Annotated in this window: 17 protein-coding genes and 3 pseudogenes; 10 read left to right on the top strand and 10 right to left on the bottom strand. The window is 68.6% G+C overall.

Features of this window, described 5'->3' with window-relative positions:
* Positions 1-100 precede the first annotated feature (100 nt).
* On the top strand, positions 101-1,564 hold the full coding sequence (locus tag OHB49_RS05645; protein ID WP_329158433.1) for an FG-GAP-like repeat-containing protein: 1,464 nt from the start codon (positions 101-103) through the stop codon (positions 1,562-1,564).
* Positions 1,565-1,687: 123 nt separating this feature from the next.
* Here the strand turns inward: OHB49_RS05645 and OHB49_RS05640 are convergent, their stop codons facing one another.
* The gene (locus OHB49_RS05640) at positions 1,688-2,350 is read right to left on the bottom strand and encodes a class I SAM-dependent DNA methyltransferase (RefSeq protein ID WP_329158432.1); all 663 of its coding nucleotides are present in this window, start codon (positions 2,348-2,350) and stop codon (positions 1,688-1,690) included.
* A gap of 129 nt (positions 2,351-2,479) precedes the next feature.
* Here OHB49_RS05640 and OHB49_RS05635 point away from each other — a divergent pair, with 129 nt between their 5' ends.
* Both OHB49_RS05635 and OHB49_RS05625 read left to right on the top strand, forming a co-directional pair.
* Positions 2,480-3,508, top strand: a complete 1,029-nt coding sequence (locus tag OHB49_RS05635) for a S41 family peptidase (RefSeq protein ID WP_329158430.1) — start codon at positions 2,480-2,482, stop codon at positions 3,506-3,508.
* A 786-nt stretch (positions 3,509-4,294) separates the two neighbouring features.
* Positions 4,295-5,881, top strand: a complete 1,587-nt coding sequence (locus OHB49_RS05625; RefSeq protein WP_030977576.1) for an ABC transporter substrate-binding protein — start codon at positions 4,295-4,297, stop codon at positions 5,879-5,881.
* Between the two features lie 251 nt (positions 5,882-6,132).
* On the opposite strand, the gene OHB49_RS05615 is transcribed toward OHB49_RS05625, so the two are convergent.
* Positions 6,133-6,873, bottom strand: a complete 741-nt coding sequence (locus OHB49_RS05615) for a DUF4230 domain-containing protein (RefSeq protein WP_030977573.1) — start codon at positions 6,871-6,873, stop codon at positions 6,133-6,135.
* Between the two features lie 369 nt (positions 6,874-7,242).
* Between OHB49_RS05615 and OHB49_RS05610 the strand changes: the two genes are divergently transcribed.
* A complete protein-coding gene (locus OHB49_RS05610; RefSeq protein ID WP_329158429.1) occupies positions 7,243-7,800 on the top strand; it encodes a DinB family protein in 558 nt (185 codons plus the stop codon).
* A gap of 167 nt (positions 7,801-7,967) precedes the next feature.
* Here the strand turns inward: OHB49_RS05610 and OHB49_RS05605 are convergent, their stop codons facing one another.
* The 3 genes and pseudogenes from OHB49_RS05605 to OHB49_RS05595 form a co-directional block, all read right to left on the bottom strand.
* A complete protein-coding gene (locus tag OHB49_RS05605; protein ID WP_376255528.1) occupies positions 7,968-8,132 on the bottom strand; it encodes a hypothetical protein in 165 nt (54 codons plus the stop codon).
* 508 nt (positions 8,133-8,640) lie between these two features.
* Positions 8,641-9,124, bottom strand: a pseudogene (locus tag OHB49_RS05600) (fibronectin type III-like domain-contianing protein); the annotation flags it as partial.
* Between the two features lie 264 nt (positions 9,125-9,388).
* Positions 9,389-9,822 (bottom strand): annotated as a pseudogene (locus OHB49_RS05595) (beta-mannosidase); the annotation flags it as partial.
* A gap of 233 nt (positions 9,823-10,055) precedes the next feature.
* On the opposite strand from OHB49_RS05595, the gene OHB49_RS05590 reads away from it, so the two are divergent.
* Positions 10,056-10,919, top strand: coding sequence for a hypothetical protein (locus OHB49_RS05590; protein ID WP_329158428.1), 864 nt, complete (start codon positions 10,056-10,058; stop codon positions 10,917-10,919).
* Between the two features lie 263 nt (positions 10,920-11,182).
* On the opposite strand, the gene OHB49_RS05585 is transcribed toward OHB49_RS05590, so the two are convergent.
* Positions 11,183-11,689 (bottom strand): Dps family protein, encoded by a 507-nt coding sequence (locus OHB49_RS05585; RefSeq protein ID WP_329158426.1) that lies wholly within the window; start codon positions 11,687-11,689, stop codon positions 11,183-11,185.
* Between the two features lie 630 nt (positions 11,690-12,319).
* On the opposite strand from OHB49_RS05585, the gene OHB49_RS05580 reads away from it, so the two are divergent.
* Entirely contained in the window at positions 12,320-13,216 is an 897-nt protein-coding gene (locus tag OHB49_RS05580; RefSeq protein ID WP_443079643.1) for a sensor histidine kinase, read from the top strand.
* Here the strand turns inward: OHB49_RS05580 and OHB49_RS45800 are convergent.
* Positions 13,117-13,560: pseudogene (locus OHB49_RS45800) on the bottom strand (phosphatase PAP2 family protein); the annotation flags it as partial. The gene OHB49_RS05580 and the pseudogene OHB49_RS45800 overlap by 100 nt on opposite strands.
* A gap of 247 nt (positions 13,561-13,807) precedes the next feature.
* Here OHB49_RS45800 and OHB49_RS05575 point away from each other — a divergent pair.
* Positions 13,808-14,563, top strand: coding sequence for a 2-phosphosulfolactate phosphatase (locus OHB49_RS05575; protein ID WP_329158424.1), 756 nt, complete (start codon positions 13,808-13,810; stop codon positions 14,561-14,563).
* A gap of 36 nt (positions 14,564-14,599) precedes the next feature.
* Here the strand turns inward: OHB49_RS05575 and OHB49_RS05570 are convergent, their stop codons facing one another.
* A complete protein-coding gene (locus OHB49_RS05570) occupies positions 14,600-14,731 on the bottom strand; it encodes a hypothetical protein (RefSeq protein WP_329166826.1) in 132 nt (43 codons plus the stop codon).
* Between OHB49_RS05570 and OHB49_RS45795 the strand changes: the two genes are divergently transcribed.
* Both OHB49_RS45795 and OHB49_RS05560 read left to right on the top strand, forming a co-directional pair.
* Complete coding sequence (locus tag OHB49_RS45795; protein WP_443079642.1) at positions 14,691-15,044, top strand: helix-turn-helix domain-containing protein; 354 nt, start codon at positions 14,691-14,693, stop codon at positions 15,042-15,044. The two genes, OHB49_RS05570 and OHB49_RS45795, sit on opposite strands and share 41 nt — an antisense overlap.
* A 10-nt stretch (positions 15,045-15,054) precedes the next feature.
* Positions 15,055-15,579 carry a DUF402 domain-containing protein gene (locus OHB49_RS05560; RefSeq protein WP_329158422.1) on the top strand — a complete coding sequence of 175 codons (525 nt, stop codon included), beginning with the start codon at positions 15,055-15,057 and terminating at the stop codon, positions 15,577-15,579.
* A gap of 213 nt (positions 15,580-15,792) precedes the next feature.
* Here the strand turns inward: OHB49_RS05560 and OHB49_RS05555 are convergent, their stop codons facing one another.
* Positions 15,793-16,215: a MarR family winged helix-turn-helix transcriptional regulator gene (locus OHB49_RS05555; RefSeq protein WP_030977554.1), complete on the bottom strand. Its 423-nt coding sequence runs from the start codon at positions 16,213-16,215 to the stop codon at positions 15,793-15,795.
* Positions 16,216-16,378: 163 nt separating this feature from the next.
* Between OHB49_RS05555 and eno the strand changes: the two genes are divergently transcribed.
* Positions 16,379-17,680, top strand: coding sequence for a phosphopyruvate hydratase (eno, locus tag OHB49_RS05550; protein ID WP_329158420.1), 1,302 nt, complete (start codon positions 16,379-16,381; stop codon positions 17,678-17,680).
* Between the two features lie 75 nt (positions 17,681-17,755).
* Here the strand turns inward: eno and OHB49_RS05545 are convergent, their stop codons facing one another.
* Positions 17,756-19,105 carry an MFS transporter gene (locus tag OHB49_RS05545; RefSeq protein ID WP_329166373.1) on the bottom strand — a complete coding sequence of 450 codons (1,350 nt, stop codon included), beginning with the start codon at positions 19,103-19,105 and terminating at the stop codon, positions 17,756-17,758.
* Between the last annotated feature and the right edge of the window lie 282 nt (positions 19,106-19,387).

The following is a 19,387-nucleotide window of genomic DNA, read 5'->3' as shown; positions in this document are numbered from 1 at the left end:
CTGTTCGCCGGGCAACCATCCGCGCGCCACGCGTGTCTCACAGTCGAGCCCTCACGCCTCGCGCACCCTCGGCTCTCCGTACGCGATTCATGGAGGAATTGTGGGTATTCGCACCTTGGTTGCGGCCGCCGCCTGCGTGGTCACGGCGCTTTCGGGTGGCATGGCCGCTGCGGCGCCCGCGAGTGCCACGGGTCCGGCCGCCGCGTCCGAACGCGAGGACTTCAACGGCGACGGCTACCAGGACCTGGCGGTCGCCGCCCCCGCCGCCACCATCAACGGCCACTCCTGGGCGGGCTACATCGCCATCAGTTACGGCTCCGCGCAGGGACTCGGCACGGCGCACACCACGATCATCACCCAGGACACCCCGGGTGTGCCCGGCACTTCTGGTGACGACCACGGCTTCGGCTACCGGATGTTCGCCCGCGACCTCGACAGCGACGGCCTCACCGACCTCGCCCTGGTGACCAACGAGGCGCTCGCGACCACGAACAACTCCGGCTCCGTCATCGTCCTCTGGGGCCGCAGTGGAGGTGTCACGGGCGAGGGCTCGGTGCGGCTCCCGGCGCCCGCCGACGCCACCGTCGGCGCGAACCTCACCGCCGGCGACTTCGACGGCGACGGCAAGACGGACCTGATGATGTCTCACAGCGACGACTACGACCTGCGCAGCGTGTTGTACGGGCCGTTCACCCGCGCCGGGGCGCCCGCCCGCGAGCAGCAGGTGACCATGTTCAGTACGGACAACTCCATCATCAGCACCGCGGCGGGCGACTTCAACGGCGACGGCATCGACGACCTGTGCACCTTCTACGCCTACGAGGAACACGCTGAAGGCGGCAAGCTGTGGCTGGGCACCGCGCACGGCCTGTCGGCGACCTCCACCCCGCTGCCCTCCGCCGCCGCCACCGCGGTCGGCGATTTCGACAAGGACGGCAAGGCCGATCTCGCCACCAGGGTGATCCCGAACGGCATCACGGAGGATCTCCCCTACGACGCCGGCAGCGTCAAGATCTACTACGGCTCGGCGTCCGGCCCGAGCACCACCCGGACGAAGACCATCACGCAGAACACCACGGGTGTGCCCGGAGTCAGTGAGAAGGGCGACCAGTTCGGCGCCCGACTCAACGCGGGCGACGTCAACGGGGACGGTTACGCCGACCTCGCCGTGGGCGTTCCCTTCGAGGCCATCGGCACGACCAGGGCCGCAGGCTCGGTGGTGCTGCTGAAGGGCGGCTCAGGCGGCCTGGGCGGCACCGGCGCGCAGGCGTTCCACCAGAACACGTCGGGCGTCCCGGGCGTCGCGGAGGCTGACGACCACTTCGGCGGCGCGGTCCGGCTGCTCGACATCAACAGCAACGGGAAGGCTGACCTCGCGGCCGGTGCTCCCGGCGAGGACCTCGGCACGGTCGCGGACGGCGGCGCGGTGTGGTCCCTGCGCGGCGGTACCTCGGGTCTGACCGCCACGGGAGCGTTCGCCTTCAACCCCGTCGACCTGGCCGCCCCGGTGCCCGGCGCCCGCTTCGGCATGGACCTCTCGAACGACAACGGGCCGAACCTTTGACGATCACCTGAACGGAAGGTCCCCCAGGCTCAACGCTCCGATGAGCGACCGTCTCGGGCCCACGTCCGGAAGTGACCGTGGCGACACCGGTTGTTCGTCCCTCTCACAGGCCTGAGTTATCGCTCACGATTCCTTGGGCTTGTGGGCGAGGAAAAAGGCCTGCTGACCCTGTCGGGGCTTCTCGCTCTCGTCAGGTTCGCGAATCATCCGGGCGTCCATGACCAGGCCGGCCTTGCTCATCAGGTCGGCGACGTGATCAGGCGACGTCCAGTAGATGTCGAGCGCCACGGCGTGGCCGTATGCCTGGTCCCGGTGCCAACACTGGTCCCCGACCTTGAACGCCAGGAGCATGTGGCCACCTCGGGCCAGCACCCGGTGACACTCCGCGAACACGGTCGGCAGCAGCTCCGGGGGAGTGTGGACGGTTGAGTACCAGGCGACGATGCCGCCGAGGATGTCGTCCTTCAGTTCAAGTGCGGTCATCGAGCCCTCTTCGAACCGAAGTTCCGGGTGAGTCCGACGGGCAACCGCGATCATCTCGGGCGACAGGTCGATGCCGAACACCTCAACTCCGAGAGAGTGGAGGTGGGCCGTGACGCGGCCGGGCCCGCAGCCGAGATCGGCGACAGGCCCGATGCTCGGTGCCTGCACGAGTTCGGAAAAGGCGGCGAGCATGGCTCGGTCCAGCGGTTTCGCGTTCAGTTCGTCACGGAGGAGTCTCTCGTAGTCGACGGCGACGGTGTCGTAGGCCGTTCGAGTGGCGTGCAGATAGGTCGCTTCGGTCATGGTCGACGACGGTAGCTCGTTCGCATGGAGCCTTTCCAACCTGCTCGTGAGGACTCCCCCAGCGGTATGGAACTGCGCATTAGTGTTACCGCGCGAGCGCCACAGCAACAGATAGGGAGAGCATCGCCGATGCGGGCCACCAGGAAGCAGACGATGGTGTGGTGTCGTCTCATGGCGGTGACGGCCGCGCTGGTGGCGACCGCCGGATGCACCGCCGAAGCGCCCTCCCCGGGAGGGGCTATGTCACCCAAGGCCCGGAACTATCTCACCAAGGCGCTGGACATCATGCAGAGGAACTCTCTGCTGTCAGCGGAGGTGGACTGGACCGCAGTGCGGCGGGAGGCGTTCGACCAGGCCGGGACGGCACAGACGCCGGCGGAAACGTACGGGGCAGTCAGGCAGGCGTTGCGCGACTTGGAGGATCAGCACAGCCAGTTCATGGACCCGGACCAAACCAGAAAGACGTTGAGCGCGTCGGCGGAAGAGGACGTCGTGCCTCCCGAAGGGAGGATGCTGGCGGATGACATCGGCTACCTTGCACTTCCGCCCGTCCCGTCCGACGAGGCCGCCGATGACTATGTTCGCCAGGCGCGCGCTGCTGTCAGCAAGTACGACCGGCAGGGCGCCTGCGGGTGGGTCATCGACCTGCGCAGCAACTGGGGCGGAACCATGTGGGGCCCGCTCGCCGCGGTGGGACCCATCCTCGGTGACGGCAACACCGGCGCGTTCGTCGAAGCAGACGGAGAGAAGACCGTCTGGACGGTCAAGAACGGAACTCCGCGCCAGTACCTGGACGACTGGGGCCCCGCAAAGCCGCTGTCCCGCCCGATGCCGCCCGTCGCTGTCCTGACCAGCCGCACAACCAGAAGCGCAGCCGAGGCCGTGACGATCGCGTTCCGGGGACGCCCCGACACACGCAGCTTCGGAGAACCCACCTCGGGCGCTCCCACCGCCAACGTGTATCACCGTCTGTCCGACGGCGCGGCGATCTTTCTGACCCAGGCCAGGGAAGCCGACCGCACCGGACATGTCTACAACGGCCCCATAACCCCCGACCGGGAGATCCACGACGACGCACGAGACCCCTCCTCCCACGGCGACCAGGTCCTGATGGCTGCCACTCGATGGCTCAGCGGCCGTCCGGACTGCCGTCAGTGAGGCCCTTTCGACGTCACCGACTTGCCGGCATCACTTGGAAATGACGGCACCTCCGGTGTGTGACCGACCTCGGCCGCCTGTCGCAGCGGGGTCGGCCCCGCAGAGCCCGACGCACCGCTGTCCCCGGCCGGCGCCGGTGACCTCAGCGCCCGGCGGCAGCGTGATGACCTCCCGCCGTTCCGGAGGACTGATGTCGACCAACGGCCGGAACTCAGCCATCATCCCGCCAAGAGCCCCAACTGCCCTTGAAATGTGCCGGTATCGGGGGATTCGGACCGAAGCGTGGTCGCCCCACACCAGGTCCTGGAACCTCCCGGACGCATCGCGTTCTCGAAGTGTTCCGGCGATCGCTATCGGCGGGCACGACGGACTGACGGAGCATGTGGACAAAACCCCCTGCGTACACCAGCAACTGCCGGGGGCGCAAAGAGGGGCTGCCGCCCGCCATTATGATCAGAGTGAAAGCGCTCGCTTCCCCGGCCCGGATGCGCGGAGCCTCCCGCGTCTGGAGGGGACCGCGGACGGAGGCCGGGAACAGCAACGACTGCTCCGGTGCACCGCTGTGATGGAGGAGATTCGGATGTCCCGGACGGCCACGGGTCCGGCCTGACCGTGTCTTGGGCGGCAAAGGCTACAGCTCCCGGTCCATCCGGACCTGGCTCAGGCGGTGGGGCAGCGGTTGCACCATCTCCGAACGGACCGACCAGGTCCGCAACCGATGGTTCCTGATCAATCCCGGCCGTGTGGGACACCCCGTGCGGCCGACAGAAAACACGAGGCAGTTCTGTGAACATACGCAAGCGGTGGGCAAGCGCTCCCGTCGGGGCCGGTCTCGCGGTGGCCCTGCTGAGTAGCTGCAGCATCCAGTCCGGAGGAGGTTCAGCCCAGGCCGGCAACTCGATCGTGGTGGGCATGTCGGACGACGTCCTGGCCGCGGATCCGGCCTCGGGCTACGACCCGGGATCCTGGCTGCTGTTCAACAATGTCTTCCAGTCCCTGCTCAGCTTTCCCCGAGGCAGCTCGACCCCCCAGCCGGAAGCGGCTAAGTCCTGCACGTTCGAGGACGGCAACAGGACCTACCGGTGCACGCTCCGTGACGGTCTGACCTTCAGCAACGGCCACAGCCTCACCTCCGAGGACGTCAAGTACTCCTTCGAGCGGGCGATCAGGATCGACGACCCCGCCGGCCCCGCGCCGCTGCTCTCCACGATCGCGAAGATCACCACTCCGGACGCGCGAACGGTCGTCTTCCAACTCAAGGTTCCCGACGCCACTTTCCCCAGCAAGATCGCCTCCGGCGCCGGCTCCATCGTGGACCACAGCGAGTACCCGGCGAACAGCCTGCGCAAGGACGGCAAGGCCGTCGGGTCGGGGCCCTACAAGCTGAAGTCCCTCGACAAGTCGAAGGCCGTCTTCACGGTCAACTCCGGCTACCAGGGCACGGCACGGGTGAAGAACTCGGGCATCACCCTCGCCTTCTTCCGGGGCGACCAGAAGAAGCTGGCGTCCGCGCTGCAGCAGGGAGACATCGACGTCGCCTACCGCGGTCTGACCGCCAGGGACATCTCCAAACTGGAGGATTCCGCCGCCGCGGCCGACAAGGGCATCGACGTCGTCGAAGGCACCAGCGCCGAGGTGCAGCACCTGGTCTTCAACATGAAGGACCCGGTGGTCGGACAGCTCCCCGTACGCAAGGCCATCGCGTACCTGGTGAATCGTGACGCTCTCGTCAGCGAGGTCTACCACTCCACGGCCACCCCGCTGTACTCGATCGTCCCCGCCGGTATCACGGCCCACAACACCGCGTACTTCGACATGTACGGTGGCAGCCCGCAGCCGGCCAAGGCGGAAGAGGCACTGCGTACCGCAGACATCACCGACAAGGTGAAGCTCACGCTGTGGTCCACACCGAGCCGTTACGGCCCCGCCACCGACGAGGCGTTCCGCGCGATCGCCAAGCAGCTCAACGCGAGCGGACTGTTCGAGGCGGAGGTCAAGTCCCTGCCCTTCGACCAGTACGAGAAGCGGATCGCGGCCGGCGAGCTCGGCGTCTACGTGAAGGGCTGGGTCCCGGACTACCCCGACCCGGACAACTTCACCCAGCCGTTCTTCGGCAAGGACAACGTCCTGCAGAACCGCTACGTGAACAACGACATCACCGCCCGGATCATCCCCGACACCGCAGCCAAGGCCGAACGGGGCTCCACCGAGAAGGACTTCGGCGAGCTCCAGGACGACGTGGCCCGGGACCTGCCGATCCTGCCGCTGTGGCAGGGCAAGCAGTACGCGGTGGCGCACGACGACATCGCCGGCCTGGAGTGGACCCTGGACGCCTCGACCGTCTTCCGCTTCTGGGAGATCAGCAAGTACTAGGTTCTGTACCAAGTTCTGTCGGGGCGGTGCTGACGCTCGTCGTCGAAGGCCTGTGGCCGTCCGCCCCATGAGCCGCGGCGCAGGCGGACGGCCTGGCTGTCGGTCTTCTCCGGGATCGTGCACCGGATGCTCCGGCGCCGCTGGTACCGGCGGCACCGGTACCAGCGGCTTCGGCCGGCGACGGCTCGGAGTTCATTGCGTCTCGGTGCGCCCGAACGTACCGGGCGCACGTTGGGTTCGATGCCGCTGAACTACTGGGGAGCGGGGCCGTAGTGCACGGTGACCCGGTCGAACCCCAGTGAGCCGAGCAGGCCCTTGAGCATGTTCGTGGTGTTCTTCTCGGCGCGGACGGTCAGGCCGCTGTCCTTGGCAGCCTCGCCGATGTGCTGGGCGGCGAGTTTGTTGACCGCCTGCTCACTGCTGGGGTTGTCCGAGAAGAAGTCGCCGATTCGGTCCAGGAACCCGCGTTGCTTGGATACCGCGTAGGAGCGGTCCGGGTCCAGTGCCGGCTTGCCCAGTACTGCATGCGGCAGTCGGATGTCGGCCGTGGTGCGCTCCTTGTTGATCACCACACCGTCACTCGCCACCTTGCCGAGGTCGACGGATGCACCGACGGTGCCGGCACCGACATACAGGGTGCGGGTGCCGCGGATGGCATCCGGCAGGAACTTCGCGTCCTTCTCCAGATCTACGACGACCTGGAAGTTGCCGGACGCCGCCTCGTACGAGCTCATGTCCTGAATCGACTTCAGCACTGCCGGTCCCGAGCGGTCCTTCGTCGTGTCTCCGAAGAAGTCACCGATGCCGGGAAGCACGCTGAGACGGGTGCCCACGAGCAGCAGAGCGAGTGCGGCCGCGCCGAGCACGACCGCTTTCACCCACCGCCGGGGGCGGCCGGGCCGAGGATCACGCTCTCCCGACTTCCCCGACGATCCGAGGTGCTCGGAACTCCCGCGCCGCTTGCCGGCTCTCCTTGCGTCAGTGGACGTCATGGCATCCGTGTGACCCGATCGCCACCTTCCAATCAGGGTGACCGGTCACAATCGGACAGATCCTGTATCCCGAAGCAGACGCCGTGCCGACGGCTCAACTGCCCCGGTTAGGGCTGCTGATCACTCGGGCGGTGCACCCCGGCGGGTCTGTCGGCGGCCGCGACGGTCCTGCCGCCCCCGTCGGCGGCCTCCCTGGTCGACGCCCCCTCAGCGGTGCGGTGATGAGTGTCGTGCTCGTCCACTGCGGGCCGTTCTCCTGCTGCCCGCCGCTCCGGCCGCCACCGCATGTACCTTCCGAAGCGCCCGTGCCCGCGCCACCCGCACATCGCCGTCACCACCATCACCGGCGAGCCCTGAAGGAGAGACAGCATGAGTACGACCAGCCCACAGAGAAGAGCCGCCATGTTCGTCGGACCCGACGACGACCCCCGGCTCGGTGCTCCCTCGACCGGCGGAGAACGAGGCATGCTTGTCGGGTTCCTCAGGGCCCAGCGCTCGACGCTGGAACTGAAATGCGCCGGTCTGGACGCGGAGCTGTCCCAGCGCTCCGTCGGACCCTCTACCCTCTCGCTGCTCGGCCTCGTCCGCCATCTTGCCGACGTGGAACGCCGATGGTTCCGCCAGGTCCTTGCAGGCCAGGACGCACCACCGCGCTTCTCCTCGTCGGCCGAGCCCGACGGCGACTTCGACGGCGCGGTGTCCGACCCCGCCATTGTGGCCAAGGCCTGGGAGGCATGGCGCGCCGAGGTGGCGTTCGCCGACGCCTTCGTCACCGACGCGCCCCACCTGGACCTTGTGGGCGAGGACTCATGGCGCGGGACGGTGTCGCTGCGCTGGGTGCTCATCCACATGGTCGAGGAATACGCCCGGCACAACGGACACGCCGATCTGCTCCGTGAGCGCATCGACGGCGCGGTCGGCGTGTGATGCGACCGCTGACGCGGGCCGTGGCGAACTGGAGCAGGGCCCGGCGGGGTACGGATGTGTGATCGTTCCGGTCGATGGCCTGCCATCTGGCTCCAGGAGGTCAGGGGCCAACTCCGTGTCCGCCACCTCGAACTGCCGGGCAGGGGCCGTCCGTCGTGCCCTCTCGGTCAGCCGGCCTGGTACACGTGTGCGCGGGCGCCCTGCCACTCGATCACGCCGGGATCGTCGAGAACCCGCTCCGGCGCAGCCAGTCCGGCGGCGGACAGGAGCGCGACAAGGTCGTGATCGCTGTGCGCGGTCCCCAACCGCCGCTCGCAACCGTTGGCGTGCATCGTCACAAGTCTGCCTCCGGAAGGCGTGGGGGCCTGAACGGTCCAGCGGGGTGTCACCATGGCTTCAGGGTGTCTCCAAATGCCTGTCGGCGCAGCGCACTTGCGGGCCGTACACCCGTCTGGCCGATCGGCGTTTTGTTCGGAACTGTGTGATCTGGTTAGCTGCTTCTGCCGCCCGGTCCGAGTAACTGTCAGTCGCTGACCGCGACCGGGCGCAATTCCGCCCCCCTTCCGGGGAAGGGGGGCGGAATTGAGCGGCCGGGCTCAGATCCGCGTCTTCCCAAGGGCATTGCGCAGAAGAACTGCCACACAAGGCGGGTCTCCCGTACCGGAGGGCCGACTGCGCCTGTCCCGGCCGTGATCTTCGAGGCCCCGACAGGCTGCCGCTCCGGCGTCGGAGGGGCAGGGCCGGTCACCATCCGCGGCGGTGCTTGGAGCGGCCGGCGGCCCGAGCCGTTGCGTACGGTGCGGCGGCCGATCCGCGCCCGCAGCACGACGGGGCCGTCCGCTACCGACAGATGCCGTTCGTCGGGGCGGTGACGATGAGCCGGGCGCCACGGGTCCGGTCCGAGGACGGTCCCGTCTCGATCGCGAACTCTCCCGGCTCCACCGCACGTTCCCACGCGCGGGTGACGGATGCCAGGGACCGCGCCCCCACCGGGAAGGAGACCTCGGCCCGCTCCCCGGGCACCAGCTCGATCCGGGCGAAGCCGCGCAGTTCCCGCACCCGCGGCCACGACGTCCCGCCGAGCACCCGGCGCACGTAGAGCTGCACCGTCTTCGCTCACGGACCGGTCGCCTGTGTTGTGCACCTCTACCGTGCACAGGAGTGGCTCTGCGGCTCCGCGCGCCGCGTCCGCATCGAACTCCGCCACCGCGACGCACGCGCGGGACAGCCGGGGTGCGCCGTACTCGACCGACGTGTAGGCCAGGCCGTGGCCGAACGCGTGACGTGGGGTGGCGGGTTGGTCGACATAGCCGCGGTAGCCGTGGTGCGTTCGTACGCGTCCCACCCGTACATCCGCTGGTTGACCTGACCCACCTTCTCGGTGAGCGTCATCCGCGCCAGCAGGTCACGCACCCGGTCGGCGACGGGCGCCGTGGGATCCCGGAAGAGCGGCTCGGACATCGGGTGGCTCACTTTCACGGGACAGGACAGGGCGGGTGTGCGGTACGGCGATCGGCACGGAGGAGGTTCCCGTCCGGTCCGGGTTCGCGTGTCGCGAGCCCGGCGAGGACGAGAAGGGCCCCGGCCGTCAGCGCAGTTCGAGGACGCGCACCCCGTATGGGGCGATCACCACGTCCTTCACCGGCTCGCCGCCGGTCAGCTCGCGCAGTTCCCCGTCCGCCGACGGACGGACGGTCAGCTCCTCGCCCGACTGGCTCACCAGCCACACGTAGCGGGTGCCGTTCTCGCGGGCCAGGGTGTCGGCGGCGACGTACGGCGTGTCGACCGTCACCGGCCGTGTGGCTCCGGCGAGTTCGGCGAGCGCCGCGTACAGCCGTTGCGTCTGCTCCGGGTTGGCGCGGGCCGTGCGGGCAGCCTGTGCTCCAGTGGATAGGTGGCCAGGACGGTACGGCCCTCGCCCGTCTCGTGACACAGCAGCGCCGGGCGGCCGTGCGCGTCGGTGGCGACGACCCGTGCACCGGCCGGGACCACCGGCAGGTAGGCGCGGCTGTCCTCGCGACCGACCGCGACAGCTGCGGACACACTCACCACCGGATCGTGGCCGGACGGCAGGGCAAGCCGGAGCCGTCGTTCAGCCCTCGACGGTCCGGAGGCGCGTTCGACGGCTCGAAGGACCGAAACCCGGCACGCAAAGTGATGGACGGCCACGTCTCCCGGTGCGTTAAAAGTATAAATCGCCCCATGTGTGCAGCATGTCGTGACCGCTGCAACTACTGAGAGTCAGATACGGTGGCGTGCGTCGCGCCGGCCGGGCACCGGCGCATGTCTGGTCGTTCATCAGCCAGCCACATATCTGGCCCTTCAACTATCCGGAAGGAGTGAGCGTGAACGCTCGCTTTGGCGTGAGTCGGGGAAAGGCGCTTGCGGTCTCAGTGCTGGCCGCGATTGTCACCTCGACCCTCTCAGGATCGGTGTCTGCTCTCGCAGACACGAACCAAGCGCGTTCAGAACACTGGGGCGTGATCGCCCGTAACACGATCGGCTCTCCTGTCGCCGATCTGAGGGACGGCCCGTACGGCTCGTACGACAAGACGGGAATCTACGCAAGCCCGCCGTACGGGCAGGGCAGCCTCGGGATCGCGGTGGCGGACAACACTGAGAAGGCCGAATTCGGCAACGAGGTCGACTTCTACGGCGATCCGGTACTGGGCTTGAAGAGTGTCGGGTTCCGCGTCTTTCAGACCGGTGAGAACGCTCTCGTCGGCGGATCGGCCAACTTGCCGAACATCAGGTTCGAGATCGATCCGAACCTGACGTCGCTCCCCGCCACCAACTACTCCTCGTTGGTTTGGGTGCCGGCTGCATTCCCGACGACGTACGAGAACCAATGGAGCCCGTACATCGATGCCACCACGAACGGCCACTGGTTCCTCACGGGCGCCGCGGGCGGCGCGACCGCCTGTGCCACGAGCTGCACCTGGGCGCAGATCAAGAGCGCGCTCGACGACAGCGGCAGCACCGGTAGACCGACCATCCACACCGCCGCGGTGAGCAAGGGCCGCGACAACGCGTGGCACGGCGCCATCGACGGTCTCCGGATCAATCAGAACATCTATGACTTCGAGGCCGACGGCGTGAGAGCTCGTCGCGTCAACTGATGCGGCTGTCCAGGCCCTGGACCAGTCAACAGCCGTTCCAGGGCCTGGACATGACGTCGCGGATGCGCGGTCGCTCCCTCCCTCGCACCACGCGCGATGAGGCTGCTGTCGGTCGTCCGGTACCGCCGCAGTCCACGTCCGGGACACCGCACACATGCACAGTCTCGCCCTGACGCCTGATCAGGGCACGCGAAACCGACCAGCAACGTCGCAGCCTTCTGCAACACGCATGGCGCCTGCTCCGGGCCACTCCGGATCCGGTGTCAGGCGGATCGATTTTCCGCGCTGACCATCCAGGCGTGCTTCTCCAGCGAGTCGATGATGGCGTGCAGCAGGTCGGCCGTGGAGGGATCTTCGCTGTCGACCTGGTCATGGAGGGTGCGCAGCGTATCGACGGTGGCGCGCAGGCGTGCAGTGACGAGTTCGACAACGGCGCTCACACTCTGCTCGCCCTCCGGGAACGCGGGGAGAGTGGTGGTAGCTGCCACGGTGTCGGTACGGCCGTCCGGGCAGGTCGCGAGAGCCCGCATGCGTTCGGCGATGGTGTCGGCGGCCTCCCGCGCCTCGTCGACGATCTCATCCAGTTGCAGATGTAGGTCCCGGAAGTTGTGGCCGACCACGTTCCAGTGGGCCTGCTTCCCCTGGAGGTGCAGTTCCACCAGGTCCACCACGATCTGCTGCAAAGCCTGGGCAAGCTGCGGCGACGCAGTGAAGCCGGCGGCATCGGTCTCTGAACGCCGGGAGCCCCCAGGGGCAGAGGATGCGGTCATGGCGTCGCTCCTTCGAGAGCACATTGGACCGGGCCCCCGAACATGAGGCCCGTTGACTGACACCAACAAAGCCTACGAAGGTCCCTCCGCGCCGCCACCGGGGTTCGGCCGCCCGGTCGTTCAGCTGCGTCGGTGTCACCCGCCAGGCAGCCCCGCAGACATGTCGTGTTTCGAACCCGAGCTGCCGCATCATTCGCCATCACCGGCGCGCCGACGGCCGTGAGCGGCTGGTCCGTACCCGCCCGAGCTCTCTGGACCGCTGCAAGGTCGCCCGATCGGACGCACCCTTCCGGAACGTGGCCCGGTGCTGCCCGAGGCCATGGCTCGCGGCGGTGGCCTGGCTGACGCTCGCGGGCAGTGGCGCGATGCTGACGGACTCGGCGATTACGGCCGATAGCGTCAGCAGGCTGATGGACCGGCTACGGTTCTCGCTGAAATCCTGCCCGGCCCGAGTGCGAACCGCGCTCGGGCCGGGTCGCGGTCATGGCTGGATGGTGACGGCGTCGACTTGGACGTGGGTGCCGGATGACTTCGTCAGGCCGGTGTGTCGGTACCGGGGGAGAGGTGGGGTGAGCTGTGCAGGACGGACTGTGCCTGCTGTCCGGCGGATTGGACTTTCGGCAGTGCCGGATGGTCCATGTCTTCCGTACCGTCACGTCCGTGTACAAGTCCACGACCGAAGACGAAGGTGTGACCGGAGCCGGGGTGGCCGGCTTCCGGCGGGTGCTTGATCCGGGCACCCTACTGGCGGTGGCTACGACGGTGGCGGCCGGTTTGAGTGTGGTGAGCCCGTGGTGGGCTGTGCCGACCGTGATCACCGCGTTTCTGGCAGGGCGGCGGCCGGGGAGGATCCGTCCCACAGCGCTGGTACTGGTCGCAGTTCTCGCAGCCGGAGTGGTGGCCGCATCCACCGTGCCCGCGTGGCTCGCTCTGGGGAGCCGGTTCGTGGGGGTAGTGGTCCTCGCCGCCATGCTGCCCTGGTTCGTGGGCCGGTTCTGGCGCCAGTACCAGGAACTGATCAGGGCCGGTTGGGAGCGGGCCGAGCATCTGGAACGAGAACAGCGGTTGGTCGCCGAGCAGGCCAGGCTGCTCGAGCGGGCTCGCATTGCACAGGACATGCATGACGTACTCGGCCATGACCTCAGCCTGATCGCGCTGTCGGCCGGCGCCCTGAAGCTCGCGCCTGGTCTGGAAGACCACCATCGGATGGCCGCGCAGGACATCAGGGCCAAGGCTGCGTCCGCGGTGGAACGTCTTGGCGAGGTGATCGGTGTCCTGCGCGAGGAGACGGACGACGCACCGATGCGGCCGTCCGACTCCAGCCTCACGCATCTGGTGGGCGAGGCATCCGCTTCCGGGCTCGCGGTCGAACTGCGCGTCGATGACGAGGGTGCCGATCTTCCTCCTGTGGTCGAGCGGGCCAGTCCCCCCGTCCGCGGGCACTCCGCGATCGCCTCGACCCCTCGCAACGCTCGGCAGGGCCGCTCCTCGTCCACGACCAGTTTCAGTGCCTCGCTGATCGCATAGGCGGCAACGGTGCCGACACCGATCATGACGGCTCCTGCAGTGCCGGCCGCGTCCTTGCGGCGGACCGCGGTCCAGCACAGCCGGGCCAGCAACAGCCCGAGAACGACCAGGGTGCCCTCGCCGGCCACCTCAAGAAGCGAGCCCATCCATGCCGGTACGTCCGCAACCGCTCCGGCCGCCGACCGGTACGCCGATACCGAAGCCCCCTTCGTGACCTCGGTTGTGTCGGCCTCGCCCAGCCCGCCCGGAGACAGCCACACAGTCGCTCCGGCCCCCGCTCCCAGTAGTGCCACGGCGCCCAGCAGACGGGTGACCCGGAAGTTCTTTCGAGTGTGCGTTTCCATGGCCACGAACTTAGGAGCGGCAGCAGTCGAAGGACTGAGCCGAATGGCAAGGCCGGACTTGGACGATGGTCAGGGTTGACGCCCGCGCGTTCTCTGGCCACACCGGTCCCGTACGGGACAGTCCTGAGACCGTGAGCGTTGATCCTGCGAGGGTCTGATCAGGGGTGCGGGGCTGTGGATGCCTGCTCCGACGGAAGGTTGCCCCCGCTGGTGTCGGTTTCCGGATGCAATGGCATGGTCGTCAGCTATGGACAGTTGGTTTCTGCAGACGGGCAGTGGGGCGCGATTCGACTGGGGGCCCGTCGGCGCGCAACGGCTCGCGGCGGACATCGCGTGCTTGGTGGTCGTCGACGTGTTGTCGTTCACGACCTCGGTGACGGTGGCTGTGGAGGCCGGGACGCGAGTCTTCCCTTATCCCTGGCGTGACGAGTCCGCGTCGAAGTTCGCCGATGAGATGGGTGCGCGGTTGGCAGTCGGGCGGCGCATGGCAACGTCGGCGTCGCCGTGGTCGCTGTCTCCGACGGCGCTGAGAAGTGCTCCGTTCGCCCCGCGACTGGTCCTGCCCTCTCCCAACGGTTCCTCGATCGCCGCCGCGGTCGGTGAGTCGATGGTGGTCGCGGGTTGCCTGCGCAACGCGTCAGCGGTGGGCAGTTGGCTCGCCCAGCACGGATACGGAACCCTCGACCGCCCGGTCGCCGTGATCGCCTCGGGCGAGCGATGGCCCGACGGCAGCCTGCGCCCCGCGCTGGAGGATCTGCTCGGCGCCGGAGCGGTCCTTGCGGCACTGCGGAAGCAGTGTGGCGGCCCGCTGTCGCCCGAAGCGGCCGCCGCAGCCGACTGCTTCGAGGCGACGCCGGATGTCGTGACCACGGTCACCAGCAGCGCATCCGGCCGGGAACTCACGGGCGGAGGCTTCGCCGGGGACGTGGACATCGCAACCGAACTGGATGTCTGCGACATCGTTCCGATCCTCACCGACGGAGCGTTCACGGCAGCTGGATGACCATGCCTGGTTGGCTTCGTCCGGTGTGGCGGTGAGTCAGCTCGCGGCCAGGATGGCGGCGCGGCCGACCACGTTCCAGTTCACCTCGGCAGGGTCTACCGCACCGGGGCAGTTCCAGCGGGCCAGGGTGGCTCTGGACGCGGCCGACGGACGGGTCAACGCCGCCATCGCCCGCGAGTTGGGAGCACACCTGTCCACCGTGCGTCGCCGGCGCAAACGGTTCCACACGGCGGGACCGGCCGCGCTGCAGGACCGCAAACGCTCCGGGCGCCGACCTCGATACGGACCTGAGGTGCACTGGCGATCGTGGACCCCTCAGTTGTCGGCTCGCGTACATGCAGAGCTCGGCCAGCTGCACCTGCGCGTAGCGGATGTCTCGCGCCAGCCAGGTCAGATGGACCCGGTGCGGCTCAAGGTGCGCCGGAACGTGGGCCGTTGGTCCAGCGGCCGCGTCTGTTCAGATGTCGGGCCATCGCTGTAGCGTCCAGGTCATGAATGCTGCTGGGGTGCTGGTCTCCGTCCGTAAGTACGACGGCAGCCTGCACTGGCACTGCTCCATGGTCCGTCTGGGCGACGACGAGCACGGGGTCTGGCTTGGGGCTTCGGTTGGAACCGTCTACAGCAAAGGTGCCGAGGGCCCCGTCTACGCCACTCGGGAGTCCCGGGTCATGCTGTTTCCCCGTGACGCCTGGTGGACTGCGCTGTTCCAAGCGGCTCCCGCACGGCTGGACGTCTATTGCGATGTGACCACCCCGTCCCGGTGGTTGCACCCCGGGGAGGTCACCATGATCGACCTCGACCTCGATGTCTGCCGCACACGCGAAGCGGGAAGCGTCTTCGTGGACGACGAGGACGAATTCGCCGATCACCAGGTCCGTTATTCCTACCCTTCCGACGTCATCGCTCGGGCCGCCACGTCAGCCGAGTGGCTGAGGGCTGCACTCACCGCGGACGCGGAGCCGTTCGGCAGCCACTATCGCTCCTGGCTCGCCGAGGTCCCCCAGGGCGTGTTTTGAAAGTCCCGTCCGCCACGCGACGCCATGCGCGCACTCTCGCCGCACCGGCCGAAAGCCCAAGTGGATCCACTACGAGGGCTTCCGGCCGGCACGCCGAGAGCGCTCGGCATCCGAAGGATGAACCAAAGAGCCGAGACGGAGCCGCGAAGCGGCGCAGTGCAGCTGACGCTGGGCCCGCCCTTCGGGCGGACGACGCTACTTGCGAAACACGTTTTAGCGCGCGGCGAGCCGCTCCATCAGGGCGGCGCTGCGCGCCAGCACCTCCCGCTCCTCGCCGGTGAGCTCGATCTCAATGGCCTGGGCGAGCCAGCCGGCCCTGCGCCCGCGCTCCGCATCGAGAGCGGCCTGTCCCGCAGGGGAGAGTTCGACCAGGGCCTTGCGGCCGTCCGTGGGATGCGCCCGGCGGACGACCAGGCCCTGTTCCATGAGCAGCCCGACCGCACGGGCCATGGACTGGGGCCGTACGCGCTGATCCGCCGCGAGATCGCTGGTGGTCATGGCCCCGTCGCGATCAAGCGTGCCGAGCACGGAGACCTGGCCGTGCGGGATCCGATCCTCGTGCCTCACGCGCCGCGTGAGCTTACCCATCGCGGTACGCAGTTCGGTGGCGAGGGCGGCGGGTTCCGGGGTGGGCATAAGGAACTTTAACCGGTGGTCACCAGCGAGAGTGCGCACCCTGTCTGTGCAGCTGAACTGAACAGCTGAACTGAACAGCATTGCTGTAGAGTCGGCGTTGTCGCGGCACGCGCCAGCGTTGTCGCAGCAGGGCCGCGGCGTGCGTCAACGCGAAGGACCTCCCATGGTTTCCAGGGCAGTTGAGTCCACCGTCATTCAGTCCGTCACCGCCCGCAGGGTCCTCGACAGTCGGGGCGACCCCACTGTCGAGGCCGATGTCCTCCTCGTCGACGGCTCCCTGGGCCGCGCCGCAGTCCCGTCCGGCGCCTCGACCGGCGCACGGGAAGCCGTGGAGTTGCGTGACGGGGACCCCGGGCGCTGGCACGGCAAGGGCGTCGACCGTGCGGTCGCCCACGTCAACGGCGACATCGCGTCAGCGGTCATGGGGCGCGACGCCGACGATCAAGCGGGTCTCGATGCCGCACTCATCGCACTCGACGGTACGGTCGACAAGTCCCGCCTCGGCGCCAACGCACTTCTCGGCGTCTCCCTCGCCGCCGCCAAGGCCGCCGCGGCGGCCCACCGCCAGCCTCTCTACCGCTACCTCGGCGGCGTCGACGCCCGCCTTCTCCCGCTGCCGATGATGAACATCGTCAACGGCGGCGCCCACGCCGACAACCCGCTGGACTTCCAGGAGTTCATGATCGCTCCGGTGGGTGCGGAGAACTTCGCGGAAGCCGTCCGCATGGGTTCTGAGGTCTTCCACACGCTCCGTCGCGACCTGCTGTCCGCCGGGCACGCCACGGGCGTCGGCGACGAGGGCGGTTTCGCGCCCGCGCTGCGCACCGCGGAGGAGGCGCTCGACTTCGTCATGACAGCCATCGACCGCACCGGATACCGGCCCGGCACGGACATCGGACTGGTCATGGATCCCGCCTCGTCGGAGTTCTTCCAGGACGGTATGTACGTGTACGCGGGCGAGGGCGTGCGCCGCACGCCCTCCGAGCACGCCGAATACCTGACCAAGCTGATCGAGGCGTACCCGATCGTCTCCATCGAGGACCCGATGGCCGAAGACGACCTGGACGGCTGGCGGGAACTGACCGCCGGCGTCGGCGACCGCTGCCAGCTCACCGGCGACGACGTCTTCTGCACCAACGAGGGTCTGCTGCGCGAGGGCATCCGCACCGGCGTCGGCAACTCCGTCCTGGTCAAGGTCAACCAGATCGGCACCCTGACCGAAGCCCTCGCCACGGTCGCCACCGCGCACCGTGCGGGCTGGACCGTCGTCATGTCGCACCGCTCCGGCGAGACGGAGGACACCACCATCGCGGACCTGGCGGTCGCGACGGGCTGCGGCCAGATCAAGACCGGATCGCTGTCCCGGTCCGACCGTACGGCGAAGTACAACCAACTCATCAGGATCGAGGAGGAGTTGGGTGCATCGGCGCGGTACGCGGGCGGAGCGGTACTGCACCGTTCCTGACGAACTGCAGTGCCTTTTGCAGGTCGCTCCGGCTTCCGTGGATTCCCGGAGCGTCGGCGACGGGTTGGCAGGCCGTCAGTCGGCGACGTGGCGGGGTGCCTTCTGCGGGATGCAGAAGAGCGCGAGGGCGGCGGCCGCCAGGTATGCGGCCGCGCCGATGGCCATGCTGGTCCGCAGTCCGGTGGTGAAGTCGGCTGCGGCGGCCAGTAGCGAGCCTCCCAGCGCGACGCCTGCGGCGCTGCCCACCTGGCGGGCGGTGTTGAACAAGGCGGAGGCGGTGCCGGAGTACTTGTCGGGGGCGGCTGACATCGCGGTGGAGGTTGATCCGGTGAGGGCGAAGGACGTGCCGAAGCCCGCCGCCGTCATCGGCGCCACGAGCAGCAGGTAGTCCGGGTTCGGTCCGGCGGCGGCCCAGCCTGCCAGGCCCGCCGACCCCAGGAGCATGCCCGTGACCACAAGCGGGCGGTGTCCGGTGCTGCCTGCCAGTCGCCCCGACAGGACGGAGGCGAAAACTGTCATGGCGACCGCCGGGAAGAGGGCGATCCCGGTGCGCAGCGCAGTCAGACCGCGATGGTGCTGGAAGTACAGACTGGCGGTGAAAACCATGCCGTAGAAGGCGAAGTTGAACAGCAGGCCGATGGCCGCGCCCCCGCTCATCGCGCGGGAGTGCAGCAGCCACAAGGGCACCACGGGTGTGCGGGCCAGACGCTCACGCAGGACGAACGCGGCGGCCGCCAGCAGGCACAGGCCGGCGCCGGTGAGGATCAGTGGGTCCGCCCAGCCACGTCGTCCGGCCTCGTTCAGGACAGCGGTGAGCAGGGCCACCATCGTGATGAGCGCGCACTGGGCCGGCCAGTCCACGGGGCGGTCCGGGCGCCGGGCCGAAGCGGGCACGCGGCGCAGTGTCAGCAGCAGACAGGCGCATCCGACGGGCAGGTTGATGAAGAACACCCAGCGCCAGCCCAAGGTGGTGACCAGAAGGCCGCCCAGGAGGGGGCCTGCGCAGGCGGCGATACCCGCCATGGAGCCCCAGATGCCGAAGGCCCGGGAGCGCTGGGCGGGTGAGGGATATGCCTGTTGGAGGAGGGCGAGGGAGCCGGGCACGATCAGTGCCGCGCCGAGTCCCTCCAAGAGCCGGGCGGCGACCAGGGACCCGGCACTCTGGGCCAGTCCGCAGCCGGCCGAGGCGGCGGTGAACACCACCACCCCGGTACAGAAGATCCGGCGGTTTCCCAGCCGGTCGCCCAGCGCGCCGCCGGTGAGCAACAGGCCGGCGAAGACCAAGGTGTAGCCGTCCGTGATCCACTGGATCCCGGTGAGCGAGGCCGACAGTTCCCGTCCCACCACCGGAACGGCGACGTTGATGACCGTCACGTCCAGGATGACCATGAAGTAGCCCGCGCACACGGCGAGAAGCGGGGCCAGGGGCCGGCCCGAAGCCGCAGGCCCCTCCGGCCGATCGGATCGGGGACTACCGGCGCGCACCATGGCGACAGGGTATTCCTGGGACAAATGCCTCCCGCTGCTTGAGCGGCCCAGCGGCGCGCCGAGCTCTCGGGCTGCACCGGGTCTCAACGGCACGCTTCAGGACCCCGAATGAGCTCCTCGCGACGGTCGACGACCGTGACACTCCCGGCATCGTCCATGGTCGCGATGTCACCCGTGTGGAGCGCGTCCAGGTCGGCCGGCGGGGGCCGACCTGGACGT

The sequence above is a fragment of the Streptomyces sp. NBC_01717 genome (assembly GCF_036248255.1).
GTDB lineage: Bacteria > Actinomycetota > Actinomycetes > Streptomycetales > Streptomycetaceae > Streptomyces.
Note: the sequence above shows the minus strand (reverse complement) of the source record. Positions and strands in the feature narration are given on the sequence as shown.

What these genes read in the sequence shown, in the direction of transcription:
- OHB49_RS05640 (WP_329158432.1), bottom strand. Translation starts at nt 2,350, where the DNA reads ATGACCGAAGCGACCTATCTGCACGCCACTCGAACGGCCTACGACACC.
- OHB49_RS05635 (WP_329158430.1), top strand. Translation starts at nt 2,480, where the DNA reads ATGCGGGCCACCAGGAAGCAGACGATGGTGTGGTGTCGTCTCATGGCG.
- OHB49_RS05615 (WP_030977573.1), bottom strand. Translation starts at nt 6,873, where the DNA reads ATGACGTCCACTGACGCAAGGAGAGCCGGCAAGCGGCGCGGGAGTTCC.
- OHB49_RS05610 (WP_329158429.1), top strand. Translation starts at nt 7,243, where the DNA reads ATGAGTACGACCAGCCCACAGAGAAGAGCCGCCATGTTCGTCGGACCC.
- OHB49_RS05605 (WP_376255528.1), bottom strand. Translation starts at nt 8,132, where the DNA reads ATGCACGCCAACGGTTGCGAGCGGCGGTTGGGGACCGCGCACAGCGAT.
- OHB49_RS05585 (WP_329158426.1), bottom strand. Translation starts at nt 11,689, where the DNA reads ATGACCGCATCCTCTGCCCCTGGGGGCTCCCGGCGTTCAGAGACCGAT.
- OHB49_RS05580 (WP_443079643.1), top strand. Translation starts at nt 12,320, where the DNA reads ATGGTCCATGTCTTCCGTACCGTCACGTCCGTGTACAAGTCCACGACC.
- OHB49_RS05575 (WP_329158424.1), top strand. Translation starts at nt 13,808, where the DNA reads ATGGACAGTTGGTTTCTGCAGACGGGCAGTGGGGCGCGATTCGACTGG.
- OHB49_RS05570 (WP_329166826.1), bottom strand. Translation starts at nt 14,731, where the DNA reads ATGGCGGCGTTGACCCGTCCGTCGGCCGCGTCCAGAGCCACCCTGGCC.
- OHB49_RS05560 (WP_329158422.1), top strand. Translation starts at nt 15,055, where the DNA reads ATGAATGCTGCTGGGGTGCTGGTCTCCGTCCGTAAGTACGACGGCAGC.
- OHB49_RS05555 (WP_030977554.1), bottom strand. Translation starts at nt 16,215, where the DNA reads ATGCCCACCCCGGAACCCGCCGCCCTCGCCACCGAACTGCGTACCGCG.
- eno (WP_329158420.1), top strand. Translation starts at nt 16,379, where the DNA reads ATGGTTTCCAGGGCAGTTGAGTCCACCGTCATTCAGTCCGTCACCGCC.